This window comes from Algibacter sp. TI.3.09 (assembly GCF_038154905.1).
Taxonomy (GTDB): Bacteria; Bacteroidota; Bacteroidia; order Flavobacteriales; family Flavobacteriaceae; genus Algibacter.
Map to the genome: position 1 here is coordinate 17,932 of NZ_JBAKAN010000004.1, position 20,298 is coordinate 38,229.

Annotated in this window: 14 protein-coding genes, 1 tRNA gene and 2 pseudogenes; 2 read left to right on the forward strand and 15 right to left on the reverse strand. The window is 33.5% G+C overall.

Annotated elements, in window-relative coordinates; translation table 11 throughout:
- Positions 1-109 precede the first annotated feature (109 nt).
- From V6246_RS13445 to V6246_RS13465, 5 genes are all read right to left on the reverse strand, one after another.
- Positions 110-1,399: a hemolysin family protein gene (locus V6246_RS13445; RefSeq protein ID WP_341560963.1), complete on the reverse strand. Its 1,290-nt coding sequence runs from the start codon at positions 1,397-1,399 to the stop codon at positions 110-112.
- Between the two features lie 315 nt (positions 1,400-1,714).
- Positions 1,715-2,269 (reverse strand): LPS export ABC transporter periplasmic protein LptC, encoded by a 555-nt coding sequence (lptC, locus tag V6246_RS13450; RefSeq protein ID WP_341560964.1) that lies wholly within the window; start codon positions 2,267-2,269, stop codon positions 1,715-1,717.
- Positions 2,269-3,651 carry a hypothetical protein gene (locus tag V6246_RS13455; protein ID WP_341560965.1) on the reverse strand — a complete coding sequence of 461 codons (1,383 nt, stop codon included), beginning with the start codon at positions 3,649-3,651 and terminating at the stop codon, positions 2,269-2,271. Before V6246_RS13455 ends, lptC begins: the two co-directional genes overlap by 1 nt.
- Before the next feature lie 18 nt (positions 3,652-3,669).
- Positions 3,670-4,968: a hypothetical protein gene (locus V6246_RS13460; RefSeq protein ID WP_341560966.1), complete on the reverse strand. Its 1,299-nt coding sequence runs from the start codon at positions 4,966-4,968 to the stop codon at positions 3,670-3,672.
- Positions 4,968-5,696 (reverse strand): type III pantothenate kinase, encoded by a 729-nt coding sequence (locus tag V6246_RS13465; RefSeq protein ID WP_341560967.1) that lies wholly within the window; start codon positions 5,694-5,696, stop codon positions 4,968-4,970. The genes V6246_RS13460 and V6246_RS13465 overlap by 1 nt, the downstream gene beginning before the upstream one ends.
- Positions 5,697-5,886: 190 nt before the next feature.
- On the opposite strand from V6246_RS13465, the gene V6246_RS13470 reads away from it, so the two are divergent.
- A tRNA-Phe gene (locus V6246_RS13470) sits at positions 5,887-5,962 on the forward strand.
- A gap of 60 nt (positions 5,963-6,022) precedes the next feature.
- Here V6246_RS13470 and V6246_RS13475 read toward each other — a convergent pair.
- The 7 genes from V6246_RS13475 to V6246_RS13505 all read right to left on the reverse strand — a co-directional run bounded on the left by V6246_RS13475 (position 6,023) and on the right by V6246_RS13505 (position 14,929).
- On the reverse strand, positions 6,023-6,430 hold the full coding sequence (locus V6246_RS13475) for a heavy-metal-associated domain-containing protein (protein WP_341560968.1): 408 nt from the start codon (positions 6,428-6,430) through the stop codon (positions 6,023-6,025).
- Positions 6,431-6,494: 64 nt separating this feature from the next.
- Positions 6,495-8,267: an efflux RND transporter periplasmic adaptor subunit gene (locus V6246_RS13480; protein WP_341560969.1), complete on the reverse strand. Its 1,773-nt coding sequence runs from the start codon at positions 8,265-8,267 to the stop codon at positions 6,495-6,497.
- Between the two features lie 2 nt (positions 8,268-8,269).
- Positions 8,270-9,508 carry a TolC family protein gene (locus tag V6246_RS13485; RefSeq protein ID WP_341560970.1) on the reverse strand — a complete coding sequence of 413 codons (1,239 nt, stop codon included), beginning with the start codon at positions 9,506-9,508 and terminating at the stop codon, positions 8,270-8,272.
- On the reverse strand, positions 9,508-9,861 hold the full coding sequence (locus V6246_RS13490) for a four helix bundle protein (protein WP_042505690.1): 354 nt from the start codon (positions 9,859-9,861) through the stop codon (positions 9,508-9,510). The genes V6246_RS13485 and V6246_RS13490 overlap by 1 nt, the downstream gene beginning before the upstream one ends.
- A 74-nt stretch (positions 9,862-9,935) precedes the next feature.
- Positions 9,936-13,655 carry an efflux RND transporter permease subunit gene (locus tag V6246_RS13495; protein WP_341560971.1) on the reverse strand — a complete coding sequence of 1,240 codons (3,720 nt, stop codon included), beginning with the start codon at positions 13,653-13,655 and terminating at the stop codon, positions 9,936-9,938.
- A gap of 117 nt (positions 13,656-13,772) precedes the next feature.
- Entirely contained in the window at positions 13,773-14,186 is a 414-nt protein-coding gene (locus V6246_RS13500; RefSeq protein ID WP_341560972.1) for an HYC_CC_PP family protein, read from the reverse strand.
- A 200-nt stretch (positions 14,187-14,386) separates the two neighbouring features.
- Positions 14,387-14,929, reverse strand: coding sequence for a DUF2911 domain-containing protein (locus V6246_RS13505; protein ID WP_341560973.1), 543 nt, complete (start codon positions 14,927-14,929; stop codon positions 14,387-14,389).
- 155 nt (positions 14,930-15,084) lie between these two features.
- On the opposite strand from V6246_RS13505, the gene V6246_RS13510 reads away from it, so the two are divergent.
- Positions 15,085-15,387, forward strand: a complete 303-nt coding sequence (locus V6246_RS13510; protein ID WP_159018367.1) for a DUF202 domain-containing protein — start codon at positions 15,085-15,087, stop codon at positions 15,385-15,387.
- 175 nt (positions 15,388-15,562) lie between these two features.
- Here V6246_RS13510 and aspS read toward each other — a convergent pair.
- From aspS to V6246_RS13520, 3 genes and pseudogenes are all read right to left on the reverse strand, one after another.
- Positions 15,563-17,392: pseudogene (aspS, locus tag V6246_RS18465) on the reverse strand (aspartate--tRNA ligase); the annotation flags it as partial.
- Between the two features lie 135 nt (positions 17,393-17,527).
- Positions 17,528-18,898, reverse strand: a pseudogene (gatB, locus tag V6246_RS18470) (Asp-tRNA(Asn)/Glu-tRNA(Gln) amidotransferase subunit GatB); the annotation flags it as partial.
- Complete coding sequence (locus V6246_RS13520; protein WP_341560975.1) at positions 18,898-20,298, reverse strand: amidase family protein; 1,401 nt, start codon at positions 20,296-20,298, stop codon at positions 18,898-18,900. The gene V6246_RS13520 and the pseudogene gatB, both read right to left, overlap by 1 nt.

Consider the following 20,298-nt stretch of genomic DNA (forward strand, 5'->3'; position numbering starts at 1 on the left):
GTGTTATTGGTAGTAAGTTGAAGGGTTTTATTAAAAAATGATCACTTTTTGAAAAGGAAAAATAATAGTAAAATGGACTTGAAATTATGAGTTGGGATCTACTAAAATGTTAATCTTCTTCAACTAATTTAAGTTCAACTAAGTCAATTTTTGTGTTTGAAACCTCCAAAATTGTAAATTGAAAGTTTTCCATTCTTACCACTTCGTTCTGTGCTGGTATTTGTTGGGTATGGTTTACAATTAAACCGCCTAAAGTTTCGTAGTTTTCACTTTCTGGTAGATTAATTTTATAAGTTTCATTTAAATAATCTACTTCCAAGCGCGCCGAAAAATTAAAACTATCATCTTCTAGCTTTTCTTCAATCAAATCTACAGTATCGTGTTCGTCTTCAATTTCACCGAAAAGTTCTTCTACAATATCTTCCACCGTCATAATACCGGCGGTTCCACCATATTCATCTAGAACAACAGCTATACTTCTATGTTTTTTTGTAAGTACACCAAGTACATCTTTTATTAAAACCGTTTCGGGTACAAACTCCACAGGCAACATCATGGCCTTAATGGTTTTTGGTTTTTTAAAGAGTTCGAAAGAATGTGCGTAACCTAAAATATCGTCTATGGTTTCTTTATAAACTAAAATTTTTGTGCAACCCGTTTCGGTGAAAAGTGCATTTAGGCTTTTAATAGATTCGTTAATTTCTACGGCAATAATTTCCGTTCTTGGCACCATAACTTCACGTGCTTTTACTTCGGAAAATTCTAATGCATTTTGAAATATTTGAATTTCAGTATCTACATCGTCATGTTCTTCTACAGATTCCATTTGTTCGGTAATATAATTACCTAGTTCTACTTTTGTGAAGGCTAGTTGAATTTGGTCGCCTTCAGTTTTAAAAAAAGCTCTTAGAACATTATCGGAAATCCAGATAACAAAATCGGATATCAGGCTAAATAAGATATAAAAAATATATGCGGGTATGGCTAAAGCTTTAATTAATTTATTCGCATAAATCTGAAAAAAGACCTTAGGTAAAAATTCCGCAGTTATTAAAATGACTATAGTCGAAATTATAGTTTGGGTTAATAAACTTAAATCGTTAATTAAATAATTAAGAGGAGAATAAGGTGTTGGCAACATAGATCGAAACCAATCTACCAATAAATCGCCCATAAAAAAACCATATATAACCAAGGCTATATTGTTGCCAATAAGCATGGTGGTTATAAATTTTGATGGTTTTACTGTAAGTTTGCTAAGTATTTTAGCTAGTAAGCCTTCTTGTTTTTTTTCAATTTCAATATGAATTTTGTTTGAAGACACATAAGCAATCTCCATCCCTGAGAAAAAAGCAGAAAGGATTAATGATACAATTATGATAATAGCATAAATGCCCATTTATTTAGAGTTGTTGGCTTTATTTTCAAATCGACGTCTAAAAAAGAACATAAATATAGCTATAGCCAATAGAAAAAGACTTAAGTATGCGCGACTTCTATCTATACTCCATGTTTTAAAAACATCATAGATTAAGAAAATAGCAAATGCTAAATATAAAAATTTTGAAAATTTCAAATAGTTCATTAGTTGATTTTTATTCTAGTACAAAGATAATTAAAATATTAGCAGTACGATTTTATTTATAATACTGTTTTAGTTTGAATTATTTGTGGTGTAAAATGTAAGAGGGAATATAGAGGAAGTGGATTTTGACTAATCTTCCATAGTGATAATACCTGTAACTTCTAATACTTCTGCTTTTTTGAATTTAGTATCAGAATCAAAGCCATTACCATGAATAACGTCTGTTTTAGTTTGAAAAGTAACCGCGTTATTGGTAAATAGCCATTGCTTTTTCTGATCATAGAAAAGTTGATCAGATTTTAAAACATTACCATCTTGGGTTGTTATTACCACGTTGCCTTGTAAGTCGATTAAATCGGTTTCAGAATAAATAATGGCATAGTCTGCGATAATAGTACTTTTTTGATTTTTGTCGTCGTATAGATATAATGTTAGACCATCAACAAATTCATTGTATGGAAAATCTCGATTAGAGTAATCGAGCATTTTTGTACTGATTAAATTAGCGGTAACACGACCAGAATCGGTGTGTTTTAAATTAATATTTTCAGCGACACCAATAGGCTCGTTTTCCGAAACTCCAATTTTTTGAACCTCCTTTAAACTGTTATTACATGAAAAAAACATAGCCATGCAAATAAGCATGACTATGTTTAATATATTATATGTGTTCTTCTTATTCATTAAATACTTGGTACGGTAACCGAAGCTCCAATCCAACATCCAATTTTAATGCTTTGTCCAGAACAAGAACAGTTAAAGATTTCAGCTTTTTGTGGTGCTTTAGCAGAGTAGTTTGCAACAGATGCTGCAGCAGCTTTACTTAAAGTTGGATCTACACGCGCAGCTTTTCTAGCTTCGTCTGCAGCTAACCAATATACAGCTCTTTTGTTAAAATTTGTGTCTCCACAGCTGTTCGCACTTGCTGCATACATAGCTGCAATAGATAAGTGTGGACGACCGTTAGATGGGTTTAACTGTAAAGATTGTCTAAAGTAACCTCTAGCTTGACCGTAGCTTCCTCTAGATTTTAATTTAATTCCAATTTTGTTGTTTAATTTAGCTTTCTTGAAGTTATCAGTTTCTAAATCAATTGCTTGTTTGTAGAATGCAATAGCTTCGTTATTTTTACCTTCTTTATCTTTCAAGATACCTAAGTAGTATGCAGAATTCGCAGAAGGCGAAATTTCGTGATAAGCATTTACTAACTTAAAGAATAATGGATCGTCTGTACAATCTTTCTCAGACATTTTTCCTGCAGCTCTTTGTAACCAAACTGCATTGTTTTTGTTCTCTTCGAAATCTTTTTGATATAAAGGAATTAAGTTCTCACAGTTTGCGCGCTCTCCTAATTTTTGATCAACTCCAGAAGAAACTTGATCGAATGCTCCTAAAATTTGACCGTAGTATCTTTTATACTGTCCTTCTTTTTTAGTTAATTCAGTACCAGCGTCTTCTTTAGTAATTAACGTGTTAAGTTTTTCTGAAGTGTTTTTTACTTCATCTTCGATTTTTTCAACAACATCATCATATTTGTTAAATAATTCTGCAGCAGTTTTTTGTTTTGCATCATATAAATCAACCATTAAAGAAAAATAAGTATACAAACTTTGAGGGTTTGTAAAGTTTTCTTTATCAGCTTTATATGTTTCATCATAACAAGCGTATAATGCCGCGTTGTCTAAATTTAATATGTCTCTGTTATCATATTTTAATTGGCAAGCCATAGCACCATATTTACCTGTTGGTGTTTTGCTAGCAAAATGCTCAGCACGCTCTTCCCAAAGTTTAAGTAAATCATTAACGAAAGGTAATTTTGCAGCGCCTTCTAATTTATCAATTTTATCTTCTAAAATCTTTTCTCCATCAATATATATAGCATTGTTGAATTTAGGACACTTGTTTCTTACAGCCATCCAAGGTTCGTAAGCGGCATCAAAGTTTTTCGATTTCACATACTCGTGAAAAATCGAAAGTTTAGACATGCATTCTTCATCTTGTTGTGCGAAGCCAATATTTGCCCCAACAAATAAAAGCGTTAATAGTAGTGTAATTTTAGTTTTCATGATATAAATTTTATGTTGTTAGTCAAATTTTCTTTTACTGAACCATCTATCGTTCAAAGATAAACTTAATTGGAAATTAACAAAATTCTCTTGTATTAAATTACTGTTAGTGGTACCGCGTTTACCAACTTCTACACCTAAATTAGCATTAGAGAAAAAACTTCCAACTGGTAATCCTAATCCAAAAGACATGCCAAACTCGTTTATCGATTCATTTTCTATATTTAAACCTGTGTTTTCAAAGTGTACACCAGCTCTATAAACCACACGCTGTAAGTAACTTGAGAAAGAATTGTACTTCGGGATAAAAAATCCACCAAGTTTAATTGCAGATTGATCTTCGTAGGTTGCGCCGTTACTATATAGCGCATTTGTGAAGTCGCTTGTTTTTAAATATTCAGATTCTACACCTACAAACCATTTTCTTGGTTGGCCAATACCAACTCCAAAAGTAAGTTTAGATGGTAGTACTAATTCTGTTTCTGTTAAATCTCCTAAATCACTTTCAATTGTATTTAAAGCAAATTCAGATCCACTTGCAATTGTTGTAATTGTAGAAAAAGAACGTTGGTTTTTAGAAGCTAAGTTGCTTTCTGGTGTATATGTAATTCCAGAAATAAGTTCTAATTTTTCGTTTAACATCGTTCTGTATGATGCTCCTAAGTTGATGTTTAATCCACTTAAATCTGATCTATTATTTTCTCGAGCCTGATATTGTACCGGGTTGCCTTCACTATCGTAAACATATTCGATGATGCTATTTTGAGTGTTTCCAAAGTTATACTGAAAATCTACACCAACGCTTAAGCCTTCTGTAACTTGATAACCAAAACCTAAAAAAGCTTTGTTTAAACCACCTTCACCTCTAAATCTATTAGATATGGTTTCGCCATCGTCATTATAAGCTTCTAATTTATAACCAACAGATGTGTATGGCATAATACCAAAACCAAAACCAAAATCGCCCATTGGGATAGACATAGCTAAATAATCGAAGGTAGACGAGGATGCATTGTCTTTGCTAGTATCACTTTTTAAGGTTGTGCTGTTATATGTTCCACCAACTGTAAATTTTACTGGTCGGCTTTCATTGTTTAGCATATCTAAGTTTTTACCTGCATAAGATGCCGGGTTTCTTAGGTTAACGTGTATACTATCGGTATAGATGCTTAAGCCACCCATACTTCTGTTTTCCACTGTTCCTTTAAACTTAAGGCTTCCAATACCATAAAAAGAATACGGAGATGCCGTTCCTTCTTGTCCGTAACTTTGCATTGCAATTATTGCAATAAAAACGAGTACAAGTTTTTTTATCATTAATTTGAGTTAAATTTTAAAATATAGTAAAGTCCTTCTAAAAGGAAATTAGAGTTGGCAAATATGCTACTTTTTAATTGTTTAGACAAGAAATTAGTATCGCCACCTGTTAAAATAATTGTTAAATCTAAATATTTTTCTTTATAGTCTGCAATATTTCCGTCAATTTCATTTAAAACACCATGAACAACACCTGAGTGTATTGATGATTTAGTTGAATCTCCAATAATAGATTCAGGCATTTCTGTATTTAGTAACGGCAAATTTGCTGTTAAATTATTCAGTGAGGCATAGCGCATGCGTAAACCAGGTGAAATTGCTCCACCTAAATATTCGTTATTAGCATTTACAAAATCGTAAGTTATACAAGTGCCAGCATCAATAATTAGTGTATTTTGTTTTGGGAACTGTTTAACGGCCGCACAAACTAGAGCTATACGGTCTACACCTAAAGTTTTTGGCGTTTGGTATAAGTTGGTAAACGGAAGTTTTGTTGCACTATCTAAAATAGTAAGATCGAAAAGTGTACTTAAAACTAGAGTGTCGCTTTCAGTTAACCTTCCAACCGATGAAATTATAGCTTTTTCAATTTCTAAATATTTCTTCCTTAAAGAATTAACTTCTTTTATAACATCATTTAGCTTAACAACTTGTTTGCTTTTAAGAGTGTTATTCTCAAAAACAGCAAGCTTTACAAACGAATTGCCAACATCTATAATTAAATACATAAACATATAAAAACGTAAAATTACAAAAGCGACACGAAACTAAATCTTAATTATTTTATAATATTGAAAAATAATTTCATTTGTAAAACGAAGAACATCAGTTGAATATAAAATATTTTAAATTTTTATAAAAAAACCTTTGGCAGAAACGAAAATTGAGTATATATTTGCAACCGCTTAGCAAAGCAATGGTGCCTTAGCTCAGTTGGTAGAGCAAAGGACTGAAAATCCTTGTGTCCCTGGTTCGATTCCTGGAGGCACCACCATAAAAAAACCGATTCATTTTTGAATCGGTTTTTTTGGTTTTATACTATTCGTAATTGTTTTTATTGGTTGAGAAGCATAGCATGATCATATTGACAGCACGCAGGTAAACCTTTGTAAGCATCTTCACTACCTAAAACCTTATCTGTATCGTAACCGGAAGCAGCAATAGCATTGTGTATTGACATGGCGTCTGTTTTAGAGTCATCAAAAGCGACATCAATTTTCTTTTTTTCTACATCCCAAACAGCATTTGCGACACCTTCTACTTTATTTGCCGCCTTTTCGATTGTGCTTTTACACATACCACAATTTCCTCTTACTCCAAAAGAAACAACTGCATTTGCCATAGTTTTAGAGACTTCGATTGTTGTTTCTGTTTCTTGTTTAGTTTCATTTTTACAACTTACTAAACCTAATGTAGCCATAATAGCTAAGCTTAAAATTACTTTTTTATTCACGTTGTTCATATTAATAATTTTGTGTTTTTTATTTTTCTTTGAAAAGTTCATTGTTTTAAATTTTGGTTATTAATTAGTTTATAATTTGTTTTACCTCTCCGCAAGTCAGCATTTTACCTCCAAAATAAGGATTGATTACTTTTTCTTCCTTACTCAACCAAAAAGCACCTTTGTTATTATCTCCCATAGGACAAAACTGGTTATACACTTTTTGGTTTATTCCAAAAACTTTGATTACCTCTGTTAATTTTGAAGATAGATCTTTAAAATGGTCTCTTATATCTTCAATTTCAGAAGTGTTCGAAAGTAACGTAGTAACAGATTTTAGTTCTTTTTCAAGTGACATCCATTGTTTATGAGCCTCTTGACTTGTTAGTAATGTCATGTCTACTTTAGATAAATCATTTAGTAGTTGTTTTGATTCTGCTTTAATAGTGTTTATATCGTCTTTAAGTAAGGCCTCTTTCAATTGGATATAATCATTAAAGACAACTTTTAATTGGTTCTGAAATTGTTTTGAAACGTTTATTCGTTCCGTATTAGCTCCTTTTTGACGCGTTGTATTTGTGGTCGTTTCCATTACTAAATGGCCTTCATGTCCCGTCATAACTTTACCACCTTTTTTATTCATCATAGATTTTTTGCCTTGTAACTGTGCAGCAGCATCTACTGTAAAAGTTCCATTGGTTACCACTTCATCACCAGCGTTTAAACCTTCTAAAATTTGATACTTATCACCAATTTGATTACCTAATGTAATTTCACGCATTTCAAAAACAGGTTCATTTGGATTCGATTTAATATAGACTACAGAGCGTTTTCCAGTCCATAACACGGCTGTTGTTGGTATAGATAAAGCATCGGATTTGCTCGCGGTGATTCCTTTTATTTTCCCTTCTACAAATAGACCAGGTTTTAATATTCGGTCTTTGTTATTAAGTACTACGCGTAATTTTACAGTTCTAGTTCTAGAATCTAAAATAGGATCTATAAAATCTACAGTGCCTTTAAATACTTTATTCGCGAAAGCATTAGTCACAAGGTCAATATTTTGTCCTTTTTTGAATTGACTAATTTGATTTTCATACACATCAAAGTTTGCCCAAACTGTTGCTAAATTAGAAACTTTAAAAATGGGTTTTCCATCCATGATATGTGCACCATCACTCACTGCTATTTCTGTTACAACACCAGACACATGAGAATAGATTGTAAAACTTGTTTTTACCTGTCCCGTTTTTAAAACGTCGTCTAATTGAGAACCATGAATTTTCCAGTTTTTAAACTTGTTTTGTACTGCTTTGTATAACTGTGGTTGGGATGCTCTAATACTATACGTCGTTATCAATTCTTGCTGTGCTGCAATTAAAGCTGCCGAATAAATTTTAGCAATAGCTTGTCCTTTATTAACCTTTTCGCCTAAAGACTTAACATATAATTTTTCTATTCTTCCGTCAAAATGCGCAGGTTGTATAGCTGTATTGTCTTCGTTTTCTATAATTTTACCTGATAGTGTTATGGCATTATCTTCCGTATTACCATTACCAACTATTGACGTTTGAATATTGGCCAATGCCATAGCATTTTCAGTCAGTTTAAACTGGTCGGCTAATAACCCTTTAGCACTACTTTCTGCAGGAATTAAATCCATACCGCAAATAGGGCATGGGCCGGATTCGGGTTGCATTATTTGTGGATGCATAGAACAGGTCCACATTTGGTTAGTTTCTGCTGCATTATCATGCTTATGTTCTGTTTCATGCGTAGTAGTTTTTCCTCCAAAAAAGAAACTTCCTAATAGTAGACCTAATATTAATATGGAGATATAAATTATATATTTTTTCATTATTATTGAATTAAATAATTAATAATTGTCGTTTGTAAATAGTAACTTTTAATAGATTCTATTTGATTCATTTGAAACTTCAATTGTAGTTCCTGAATATCTAAAACATCATTAAAATCAATAGTGCCGGTTTCGTAACTTCTTACTAAAATCGATTCGGCATCCTTAGCTTGTTTTAAGTTTTTAGCTTGTGTATTGTAACTTATTCTAGCTGATTTCCTATCATTTATTGCTTTGTCTAAAAGTGTTTCTAACGTGTTTAAGCGATCTTGTTTCTGAAATTCAATTTCTTGTTGTTGCAATTTGTTTTGTTTGGTTTGTGATTTGTATTTCTTATTAAAAATAGGAATGGAAAGCGATACTGTTGGCATTAAAATATCTTGTCCGTTTTTGTTAAACGTAATATCGGAATCTGGTTGAATATTAATATAATCAATTCCGAAACCAAACGACAGATGGCTTTCTTTTTGGTTTAGTAATTCCGATTGTGTTACCGAATTAAACAGTCTATCATATTTAAATAATTCAGGATGTAACGCTAAATTTTCGATAGTAATTTCAAGTGCTTCGGAAGGCATTAGTAACGACTCCACAATAGGCACTTCAATAGCGCTATCTCTATTCAGAAGCTTGTTAAAAGCCGTTTGCTCTGCTAAAAACTCGTATTCTAAAACCTGTTGTAATTGCTCTAATTCATTCTGACGAATTTGTAATCTAAAAACATCAACAGCAGATGCTTTTCCAACTTCAACAGACGTTAAAGCCAAGGCTTCATACGTATCTAATAATTCAATATTTTCTGTTAAAACAGCTTGTTTCGCTTTATTAACGTACAATTTATAGTAAGATTCCGATACAGAAACGATTAACTTTCGTTTAGCAATTACAATTGCTTCATAATCGATTTCAGCTAAAGCACTTGCATAATTTTCACGTGACGTAATAGTACCAAACCAAGGAAACATTTGTTTAGCCGACACTTTAAAACGTTGTGTTCCGGTTCGTGTTTCTGGTTCAATAACAAAATAACTAGCACTAAAATCGGTGTTTGGTAGCGTATTAACTTCATTCACTTTTTCTGTAGCAATAGCGTATTGTAATTCAAATTTCTGAATCTCAGGATTATTTTCCAAAGCAGTAGCAATGTAAGTTTCTAGTTCTTGAGAATTTACAGAGTGAACAAAGAAAAGTGAAAAACTAAAAACAATGAAATGCAGTACTCTTTTTATAGAATTTGTCATTATAATCTAGATTTTGATGTTTTTATGGAACTAACCAACATAGCTACCAATTCTTTATTTAAATGGAAATGATTTTCATATTGCTGTTTATTAATATAATTGGTGTCTTTTAATAAATCGATCCAATACAAAGTTTCATTGGCTTCTTTAAGAGCAATACTCATTTTATGAATAAAATCTGCTTTACTCTGTGCAAATTCTGCTTCACGAATTAACGCTCCAACAGCTGTTCCACTTCTTAAAAGTTGTTTACTTAAAACATATTCCTTTTGTTCTGTAACTAGTAATTGAGATAATTTCACAATTAAAATAGCAAAGGCATAACTTTTATCTTTTAAAATACTTCTTCCCATAATTTTAGTGTTTCACTTAGAACTCTTCACTTTAATCTTTTCACTTTTCACTGTTCACTTTTCACTTTTAACTTTTAGTTTTTCACTTTAATCTCTTCTCTCCAGCTATATAAAACCGGGACAATAAAGTAGGAGGTAATGTCAATAACCATCCCTCCAAATATTGGAATTGCCATCGGAATTATAATATCACTTCCTTTACCTGTGGATGTTAAAACGGGTAACAACGCTAAAATGGTGGTTACTGTAGTCATTAAACACGGACGAATACGTTTTTCGGCAGCATGTAAAGTAGCAGCTCTAATACTTTTTTTGTCAGACGGTTTTTCGCGATCAAAAGTTTGTGTTAGATAGGTGGCCATAACTACACCATCATCTGTAGCAATACCAAATAGTGCAATAAAACCAACCCAAACGGCAACACTTAAATTAATGGTTTTCATGTTAAAGAGGTCTCGCATATTCTCGCCAAACAAGCTAAAGTTGAAAAACCAATCTTGACCATATAGCCAAATCATGATAAAACCACCAGCAAATGCTACGGTAATTCCGGTAAATACCATTAATGATGTGCTAACAGATTTAAACTGAAAATAAAGTATTAAAAAAATGATAGCCAATGCTAACGGAACAACCACAGACAATGTTTTTTCTGCACGTAATTGATTTTCATAAGTACCTGTAAATTTATAACTGATACCTTTTGGAACCATTAGATCTCCAGATTCTATTTTTTGTTGAAACAAGGCTTGTGCATTTTCGACAACATCAACCTCTGCAAAACCATCCAATTTATCAAACAAGACATACCCAACTAAAAAGGTGTCTTCACTTTTTATGACTTGTGGACCTTGCTCGTATTTAATGGTTGCCAATTCACTTAAAGGAACAGGACTACCCGTTTCAACAGGAATATAAATGTCTTTTATATCTTCCGGATTACCACGTAACTCTCTTGGGTAACGCACTCTTACAGCATAACGTTCTCGTCCTTCAACGGTTTGTGTTAATGCCATACCACCAATGGCTACTTTTAAAACACTTTGTACATCTGCTATTGAAATACCATAACGTGCAATTTTTTCTCTGTCGATATCAATTAGCAGGTAGGGTTTACCAACAATTCTATCTGCAAAAACAGCTTCTATTTTAACACCTTCCGCTTGTTTTAGTAGTCTTTCCAATTCTAAGCCAAACGCTTCAATTTGTTTTAAATCTTGACCTTTTACTTTTATTCCCATTGGCGCACGCATACCGGTTTGTAGCATGACCAATCGGGTTTCAATAGGTTGTAATTTTGGTGCAGACGTCACACTTGGTAATTTGGTGACACGTACAATTTCGTTCCAAATATCATCAGGACTTTTAATTTCTGGTCGCCAGTTTCTGTAATATTCACCGTTGTTATCTTCGATAAGTTGAGACCTTTCGACTGCGCTCAAGGTGACATTTTTGGTGCTATTTGGATTTGCAATAAAACGTCCATCTTTCAATTCAAACATCCCATCAGCATTCACTTTATAACGCTGTCTTTTTCCTTCGGAATTGCGCATGTATTCCGATTTATATTGAATCATGTTTTCATACATGGATAAAGGTGCAGGATCTAAAGGCGAATTTGTTCTACCAGCTTTTCCGACTACAGTTTCAATTTCTGGAATAGTCGCAACCGCCATGTCTAATTGCTGAAGCACACGTTTGTTCTCTTCAACACCAGCATGAGGTAAGGAGGTTGGCATTAATAAAAATGAGCCTTCATTTAAGGAAGGCATAAACTCTTTTCCTGTATTTTTCATAATCCAAAATCCAGATATAAGAACGGTCGCAGGAATTATTAAAAACAATACTTTATTGGCTAGAGCCCAGTTTAGAATCTGACTATAATACCTTCTAAAAACAGAAAACACACCTAAAATTCCGAAGCAAATAATAGCAACAAAAATAAGATTGACAATGATACTGCGGTTAAAACCTAATGGTCTCCAATATTCGGCAAGTAGACATACAATTGCAATTGAGGAAATAATAATATTTATTAAGTTTATTTTTTTCTTATCTAATCTCTCTAAAACACCTAGTAAACCAGTGATACCAAAAGCGACTAAGAGTAATCCTAACCAAAAACCGTTAATAATAATTGCAATTCCCGCAAGTATTAAAACGCCATTTAAAAAATATCTAAAGGAATTTTTTAATGTTGTTTTTCTGAATAAATACGCTGCAAAAGGTGGAATTAAAAACAAGGCGATCACCAAAGAGGCTGATAATGCCATCGTTTTTGTAAAGGCTAAAGGTCTAAATAATTTCCCTTCTGCACCAATCATAGTAAATACGGGTACAAAACTGATAATGGTAGTTAAAACTGCAGTTAATATAGCTCCAGAAACTTCTGCAGTAGCGTTGTAAATAACTTCATTAATAGTGTATTCTGTACCATCTTCACGAAGTCTTAAAGCATCATCGTCCAAATGTCGAATCATGTTTTCGGCGAGTATGACGCCCACATCAACCATAGTTCCAATAGCAATAGCAATACCCGAAAGCGCAACAATATTAGCATCTATGTTAAACAGTTTCATGGCAACAAAAACCATTAAAACAGCCACTGGTAATAATCCTGAAATTAAAATGGAAGCTCTTAAATTAAATACCATTATTATAATCACCAAAATGGTAATTAATATCTCTAATGTCAATGCTTCGTTAAGGGTGTCTAAGGTTTCTACAATCAATTCTGTACGATCATAAAAAGGAACCACCGTTAATTGAGAGGTGCGTCCATCTGCTAATACTTTAGATGGCAAACCGCCTTTAAGCTCGTTAATTTTTGCTTTTACATTGGTAATGACTTCCATAGGATTGGCGCCATATCTTGCTACTACAACACCACCAACAACTTCAGCACCTTCTTTGTCTAAAATCCCTCTTCGCGCAGCAGGACCTAAGGTAACCTTACCAATATCTTTAATTTTAATGGAAGTAAAGTCGGCGGAAGTCACTACAGCATTTTCAATATCTTCAACAGATTTTACATACCCTAAACCACGTACTAAATATTCCGCTTGATTAATCTCTAACGTTTGGGCACCAATGTCTTGATTACTATTTTTAACCGCTTTTACAACTTGGCTTAAACCAATATTGTATTGACGCATTAATTCGGGATGAACATCGACTTGATATTCTTGAACATAACCACCAATAGAAGCGACTTCAGCAACACCACTAGCAGAGGATAAGCCGTATTTTACATAGTAATCTTGAATACTTCTTAGTTCTTGTAAGTCCCAACTGCCAGTAACGTTTCCGTCTGCGTCACGACCTTCTAAAGTGTACCAAAATATTTGCCCTAAACCTGTAGCATCTGGTCCTAAAGCAGGATTTATACCTTCTGGTAATAAGTTACTTGGTAAAGAATTTAGCTTTTCTAAAATACGACTACGACTCCAATAAAACTCAATATCTTCTTCAAAAATGACGTAGATACTAGAGAATCCAAACATAGATGAACTACGAATGGTTTTTACTCCAGGAATTCCCAATAGGGAAGAGGTTAATGGATAGGTAATTTGATCCTCAATATCTTGAGGCGATCGACCATCCCATTTTGTGAATACAATTTGTTGGTTTTCGCCAATATCAGGAATGGCATCTACAGCAACAGGATCGCTTGGTAAAAAGCCAGTATCCCAATTAAATGGTGCATTTACAGTTCCCCAACCAATAAAAAGGGCTAGCAATAATACAGCTACGAGTTTATTTTCTATTAGAAATTTAATGCTTCTATTTAGCATAAGGTTTGATGTTTAAAACAATTAGAAAGAGATGTTATTCCAAATAGGAAAACACCGAATACAGTACATTATCCAAATGATATAAATCACTGGATAATACAGCCTATTGTTTTAAAATCAGATTAAATACGTCTCGTCTAACTTAAATATTTTCGTTCTGACGAGTGGTGGGTGATACGTTTCAAACGTAGCGGTGTTATTTTCGACACCTTCAAAAAGAGTGCTATATGTGTAAACAAATGAAGCAATAAAAAACTGTTGCTCAAAAGATATTTGATCTATATTAAGCTTAAGCTCATTTTGACCATCTACAACAAGTTGCTCGTCACTACAGCAGTTTTTTTTTGTAATAGAACATTTTTTAGTTGCCGGTTTTTCCATTTTCATGCCGCAACCTTCTGCTTTGTTAAACAATGCAGTTTCTACTAAAGTATTTCCACAATAATGCATGTTCATAGTGAATGACATTGTAGAGAATAACACTACAATAGCCATTGCGAACGACATTATTTTATGGAAAAATTTCTTCATAATTATTGCAAAGGTAATGTTTCTAAATGCTTTACCGTTTTGTTTAACAGAAGTTTATCTTAAAACAGTTATTAAAAGAGTTACTGTTTAGTGTTTTTATTTTTTTATAAATGAAGTGTTTCGACTAGATTTAAGAGTATAAAAAATCCCGAAAACTTATGCTTTCGGGATTTTTTCTATTTAATAAGATTATATTTTTCTTATTTAGTAAAAGGTACTGCTATACGAGTAGTTCCCCAACCTAAATGCATGTTGATTGCACCATCAGCTTCATCAAAAACAATTGAAAAAGCATCTAAATCATCTCCAGAAGTTACTGGTACAGATAATCTTGCTACATCGTTAGCTTCATTATAAAAATAAGAACCCCAAACGTTTAAATCTGTACTGATTATTGCAGTCCATTCTTTTTCGTTAGGAATTAAATAAAATGTATACGTTCCAGCTTTAACGCTAGAATCTCCAAGTTTCATGTCTGAAAAAAGTGTTAATTCTGCAGCTTCGTTTGCTCCAACTCTCCAAACTTTACCATTCGGTGCTAAGGTTGCTAAATCTCTTCCTTTAAGTTGTGGACGGCTATAAATTATTTTTATTGATTTATTTGCGTCTTTATAATTTGTAGGGAATGCAGCAGCATCCATTGGGCTTTTGTCTAGTTTTGCGAATTTTTGTGCGCTTACATTTGTTGATAATAAAAGTGCAAATACAAATACAAGACTCGTTAATAGGGTTGTTTTTTTCATGATTTTAATTTTAAATGTTTTTTTGATTCTATACAGTCGTTTTAGTTTGCTAAAGTTAACAATAGTTAGTGAACCTTTTTTAATTTGAATTGTAAATCGTTTGATTAATTAGATTTCGATGAAAAATATGTATTTTTATATGAAAATTTAGAAAAATGAAACTTTTAAGTTTTGGTCGCGATTTTAAACCCGATCAACAAGTTATTCTACGAGATTACCTAGCTATAGAACGTACACGTTTAGCAAACGAGCGCACATTACTATCTTATATTCGTTCGTCTCTTTATTTACTTTTAGGAAGTCTTGCTTTATATCAAGTAAAAGAATTTCCGAATTTTAAATATTTAACTATTATCGGTTTAGTTTTTAGTGCCTTATTTTTTATGATAGGTATATACAGGTTTTCAATGCTTAAAAGAAGCTTAAAACGTTTGTATTATATGGCAGAGGCGAAGTAGAATAGTCTTAGTTCGTTTTTGATTATTAGGTAATTGTACTCGTTTGTTATTTCGTTTCGTTAATTTAATACCTCTAGTTTTTTTTCTGTGGTATTTAAATCTTGTATCTAGTTTTAAACAAAAAAAAGCCTCAGAATGAACTGAAGCTTTTTATTTTAAATGAAATTGAAAAGTTCTACTTGCGCATCACTTTAACATTCATTTCTTCTATTTTTCTATCAGATAATAATGAAGGTGCTCCAAAAAGTAAATCTTCACTAGTTCCTGTTTTTGGAAATGCCATAACCTCTCTAATAGATGCTTTTTTCTCTAAAATCATCATTAATCGGTCTACACCCCAAGCAATTCCGCCGTGTGGTGGTGCTCCGTAATGAAAGGCTTTATACATGGTGCCAACACTTTTAAGCATTTCTTCCTTGTTGTAACCCATGTTCTTGTATGTAGCTTCTAAAATTTCTGGTTTGTGTGCACGAACAGAGCCTCCTCCAATTTCGTAACCATTCAGAATTAAATCATATTGCTGTGCAATAATGCTTCCAATTTCATCTTCGTTACCATTCATGTGCTTGTCAATATCATATATTGCAGGCATTGAGAACGGGTTGTGCGTAAACGTCCAACGGCCTTCATCTGTTTTTTCAAACATAGGGAAATCAACAACCCAAGCAGGTCTTAATTCCTTTGGGTTAATCAAACGTAACATACTCCCTAGTTCTTGACGCACCGCATCTAAAGCTTTATTAGCTGTAGCATAATCGGCAGCAGAGAAAAACACGATATCCCCAACTTCTGCTTTTGTAGCATTAATTATTCCGGCAGCAATATCTTCACCTAAAAACTTGATAATTGGCGATTGTAAATCGTTTTCATTTACAATAATATATGCTAAACCACCTAAACCGTGTTGTTGTGCAATACCAGTTAATTTTTCAATCTGTCCTTTAGATAAACGTTTTTTACCTTGTTCAGCAGCCGAAACTTTAATACATTTTACAATACCACCATCTTCAATAGGTTTGCTAAATACTTGAAAGCTGGTTTCTTTTACAATTTCGGTAATGTCTTGCAACTTTAACCCGAAACGTAAATCTGGACGGTCGCAACCGTAAAAATCCATAGCTTCCTTATATGTAATCACTTCAAACGGATGTAAAACCCATTTTTTGCCATATATTTTCTTAACGATAGCATTAAACATATTGGTGTTTAAATCAATAATTTGCTGCATGCTAGCGTAAGCCATTTCTATATCGAGCTGTGTAAATTCTGGTTGGCGATCACCACGAGAATCTTCATCTCTAAAACAACGTGCAATTTGGAAATATTTCTCGTAACCACTAACCATTAGCATTTGTTTAAATTGCTGAGGTGCTTGCGGCAACGTGTAAAATGCACCAGCTTGCTTACGTGTTGGCACAATAAACTCACGAGCGCCTTCATCGGTACCAGCACTTAAAATAGGGGTTTCAATTTCAAGGAATTCTTGATCGTCTAAAATATCACGCATCATTTTAATCACCTTATGGCGATTCACGATTACTCGACGTACATCATCATTTCTGTGATCTAAATATTTATACTGAAAACGAACATTCTCATTCGTTTTTGTAGCGCGTTTAATTTCAAAAGGAAGCGTTTTAGACAGGTTCAAAATGTCTAAATCGGTTGCTTCTAACTCTATAGTTCCTGTTTTTAAAGCCGCATTATAATCATCTTCTTTACGTTGAACAATAGCGCCAGTTACTGTAATAACAGATTCTGGTTTAAGTTTTACAAGCTCGTCTAAATTCGCGAAAGATTCTCGACTTAAACGGACTTGGAAAATTTGAGTACTCGAATCGCGTAAATCAATAAACATTAACTCACCATGATCTCGCACAGAAGAAACCCATCCAGAAAAAGTAACCGTTTCTGCAATGTTATCTTCAGATACATCTGAGATTAAATGCGTTCTGTATTCGTCTTTTATAATTAAAGGAATTTCGGGTAGAACTTCCTCTTCTTTTTGTTTTACAGTTTGAACTTTGTTGGTTTCTGGTTGTTGACTCGTTGTAGCTTGTTCTGCACTAGCTCCGGAAGTTTGAATTTGTTTCAAAATTCCTTCACGAATTACTTTCCCAGAAGCACCTTTACCAATAATGGCAATCACTTTTCCTACTAAAATACCAGCTTTACCTTGGTTTCCAGATTTGATGTCATTGGCCACAGCTTCATTTTCTGAAATAACTTTTGCAATAGCATTTTCTATTTTTTCTTCGGAAATAGTATTGGCTTCAAAATACGTTTTGTAATCGAATTTTGAATCTGCTAATAACGACTGGATAGCGTTTTGAGCCAAAACAGGCGTTACATTTTCGTTTTTAAATAAGCTAAAAATTTCTGTAAAATCAGCAATGTTTTCAATGCTTGTATAGTCTTCTGCTTTAATGTTATTGGTTAATGTTTTCGCAACAAACGATGGTTCTTTGATAACGTTGTTGATGGCGACAAAGGTTTCCGAACGTAATGAATCGGCTGTGAAAAACTTAGCGTCTTGAGGTAAAACACCACCCTTTATTAAAATAGATTCTACAGCAAACGGTAGTGTGCTTAAATCAACATCAATAGATTCTACAACGTCTTTAATGTTTACAAAAGGTAAGTCTGGCTCCGAAATAAAACGGTAATCGGCCTCAAATTCCTTTTTACGCATGGTTTTAGTTTGCTTTAAATCGGCATCCCAAAGCACCGTAGTTTGGTCTGGTCTAAAAGCTTTATTCTCGATGTAATAATTAAGTTGCTTTTCTACTTCTTCCTTCAAAGCATCAATCATAAACTTAAACGAGTTTAAGTTTTTAATCTCTGTTCTCGGGTTTAGTTCGTAGCTCTGTTTTTTACGAAGCGATACAGAAACATCCGATTTAAACTCTCCTTTTTCAAGGTTAGCTTCAGATATTTTTAAGTTTTGAACAATACGTTGAATGTATTGCGCATAGGTTGAAGCATCTTCAATATGGCGAATACAAGGTTCTGTAACAATCTCAATAAGTGGAACACCTGCTTTGTTAAAATCGACTAGAGATATTTTTTTCTCATGCATTAATTTCGCAGCATCTTCCTCAATGTGAACTTGCGTTAAATTCACCGTAAATTGCGATCCGTCGTTTCTGAAACAAGACACTTGTCCGTCTGGAATTACAGGATTATGAAACTGTGTAATTTGTATGTTTTTCGGGTTGTCTGGGTATTCGTAGTGTTTTCTATCCCAAGAAATTACTTCGTTTTCAAACGTAGATTTTACCGCTTTACCAAAGTAAATAGCCTTTGTGATAGCTTCTTTATTAATCGATGGTAAAATACCCATTTGGCCAGTACAAACCGAACAAATGTTTTGGTTAGGAGTATCTATTTCTTCGTTTGGACAAGAACAGAATAATTTTGATTTTGTATTTAATCGTACGTGTGTTTCCAGACCGATTACTAACTCTAATTCGTGCTTTTTAAGTAGCTCGTTTAATTGCTCTAATTCCATTATATCGTATCTTTTAAGAAGTTAGCAAACTTCAAAACGAGTTCGTCATTATGTTTTGCTGCCGTAATTTGTAAACCAGTTGCTGTGCCTTGCGGAACGGTTAAAGTGGGTAATTGCCCTAAACTGAAACCAACCGTGTAAGCATCGGATAAATACATGGCGTGCGGATCTTTTAAACTGTCGCCAATTTTTGGTGGCGTGTTTGGTGTTACCGGTGAAAGTATGATATCTACATCTTTAAAATCGTTTTCGAAATTTGAAGAAATAGTGTCACGAAGTGCTAAACCTTTTAAATAAATTTCATCTGAAAATCCTTGAGATAATACTTGATTTCCACCAACGATACGGCGTTTTGTTTCTTCAGAAAAATTCTCCGAACGTGTTACCGAATAGGTTTCTTTTAGATTATCACCTTCAATTCTGTTACCGTAATTTGTACCGTCTAAACGCGATAGGTTTGAAGCGGTTTCGGCCATAGCCAAAGTATAATATGTAGATACTAAAGTTTCAGATTCAAAGAAATCTAACGCTTTAACTTCAATACCTTTTGCTTTAATTTTTTCGATAGCTTGTAAAAAATCGGCTTTTACTTTGGGATCAATCGCTGGGCTTTCAATAAAGTTTTTAAAGTATCCAACGGTTTTGATACCTTCGGAATTTAAAATTTGCGCCTGAGATATTTCCGCGGAAGCGTAAGAGGTTTGATCTTTAATATCTTTACCACTCATTACGTTTAGTACAATACGAATATCTTCGATAGATTGTGCAATAGGTCCAACGCAGTCTGTAGACGATGCATAAGCCATTAAACCATAACGAGAAATACGACCGTAACTTGGTTTTAAACCATAAACATTATTGTAGCCAGCAGGTTGGCGAACCGAACCTCCTGTATCTCCACCAATAGAAAAAACGGTGTAATTTTTTGCAACGTTTACTGCAGAACCACCACTAGAACCACCACCAACTAAATCGGGATTTATAGCGTTTTTTACCGCGCCAAAAATGGTGTTTTCTGAAGATGAACCATGACCAAAACTATCGCAATTTTCTTTTACCAAAGGAATAGCTCCTGCATTCAATAAATTTTGAATAGCCGTTGCCGTATATGCAGCTTTGTAGTTTTTTAATAGGTTAGAACTCGCCGTTGTTAACGTGCCCTGAACCATGTAAACATCTTTAATTCCAAAAGGAATGCCTTCTAGCAAACCAATAGTTTCGCCGTTGGCAATTTTAGCATCTACTTTGGCTGCTAAATCTAGCGCCATAGTATCCAACATGGCGTTAACCGTGTTGTGCGTATTTTGTTTTAATTGGGCCAATTTGTCTTGCACTAATGCTGTGCAAGTTATTTCTTTATCCACCAATTGCTGATGGATTTTGAGTATTTGAGAATCCAT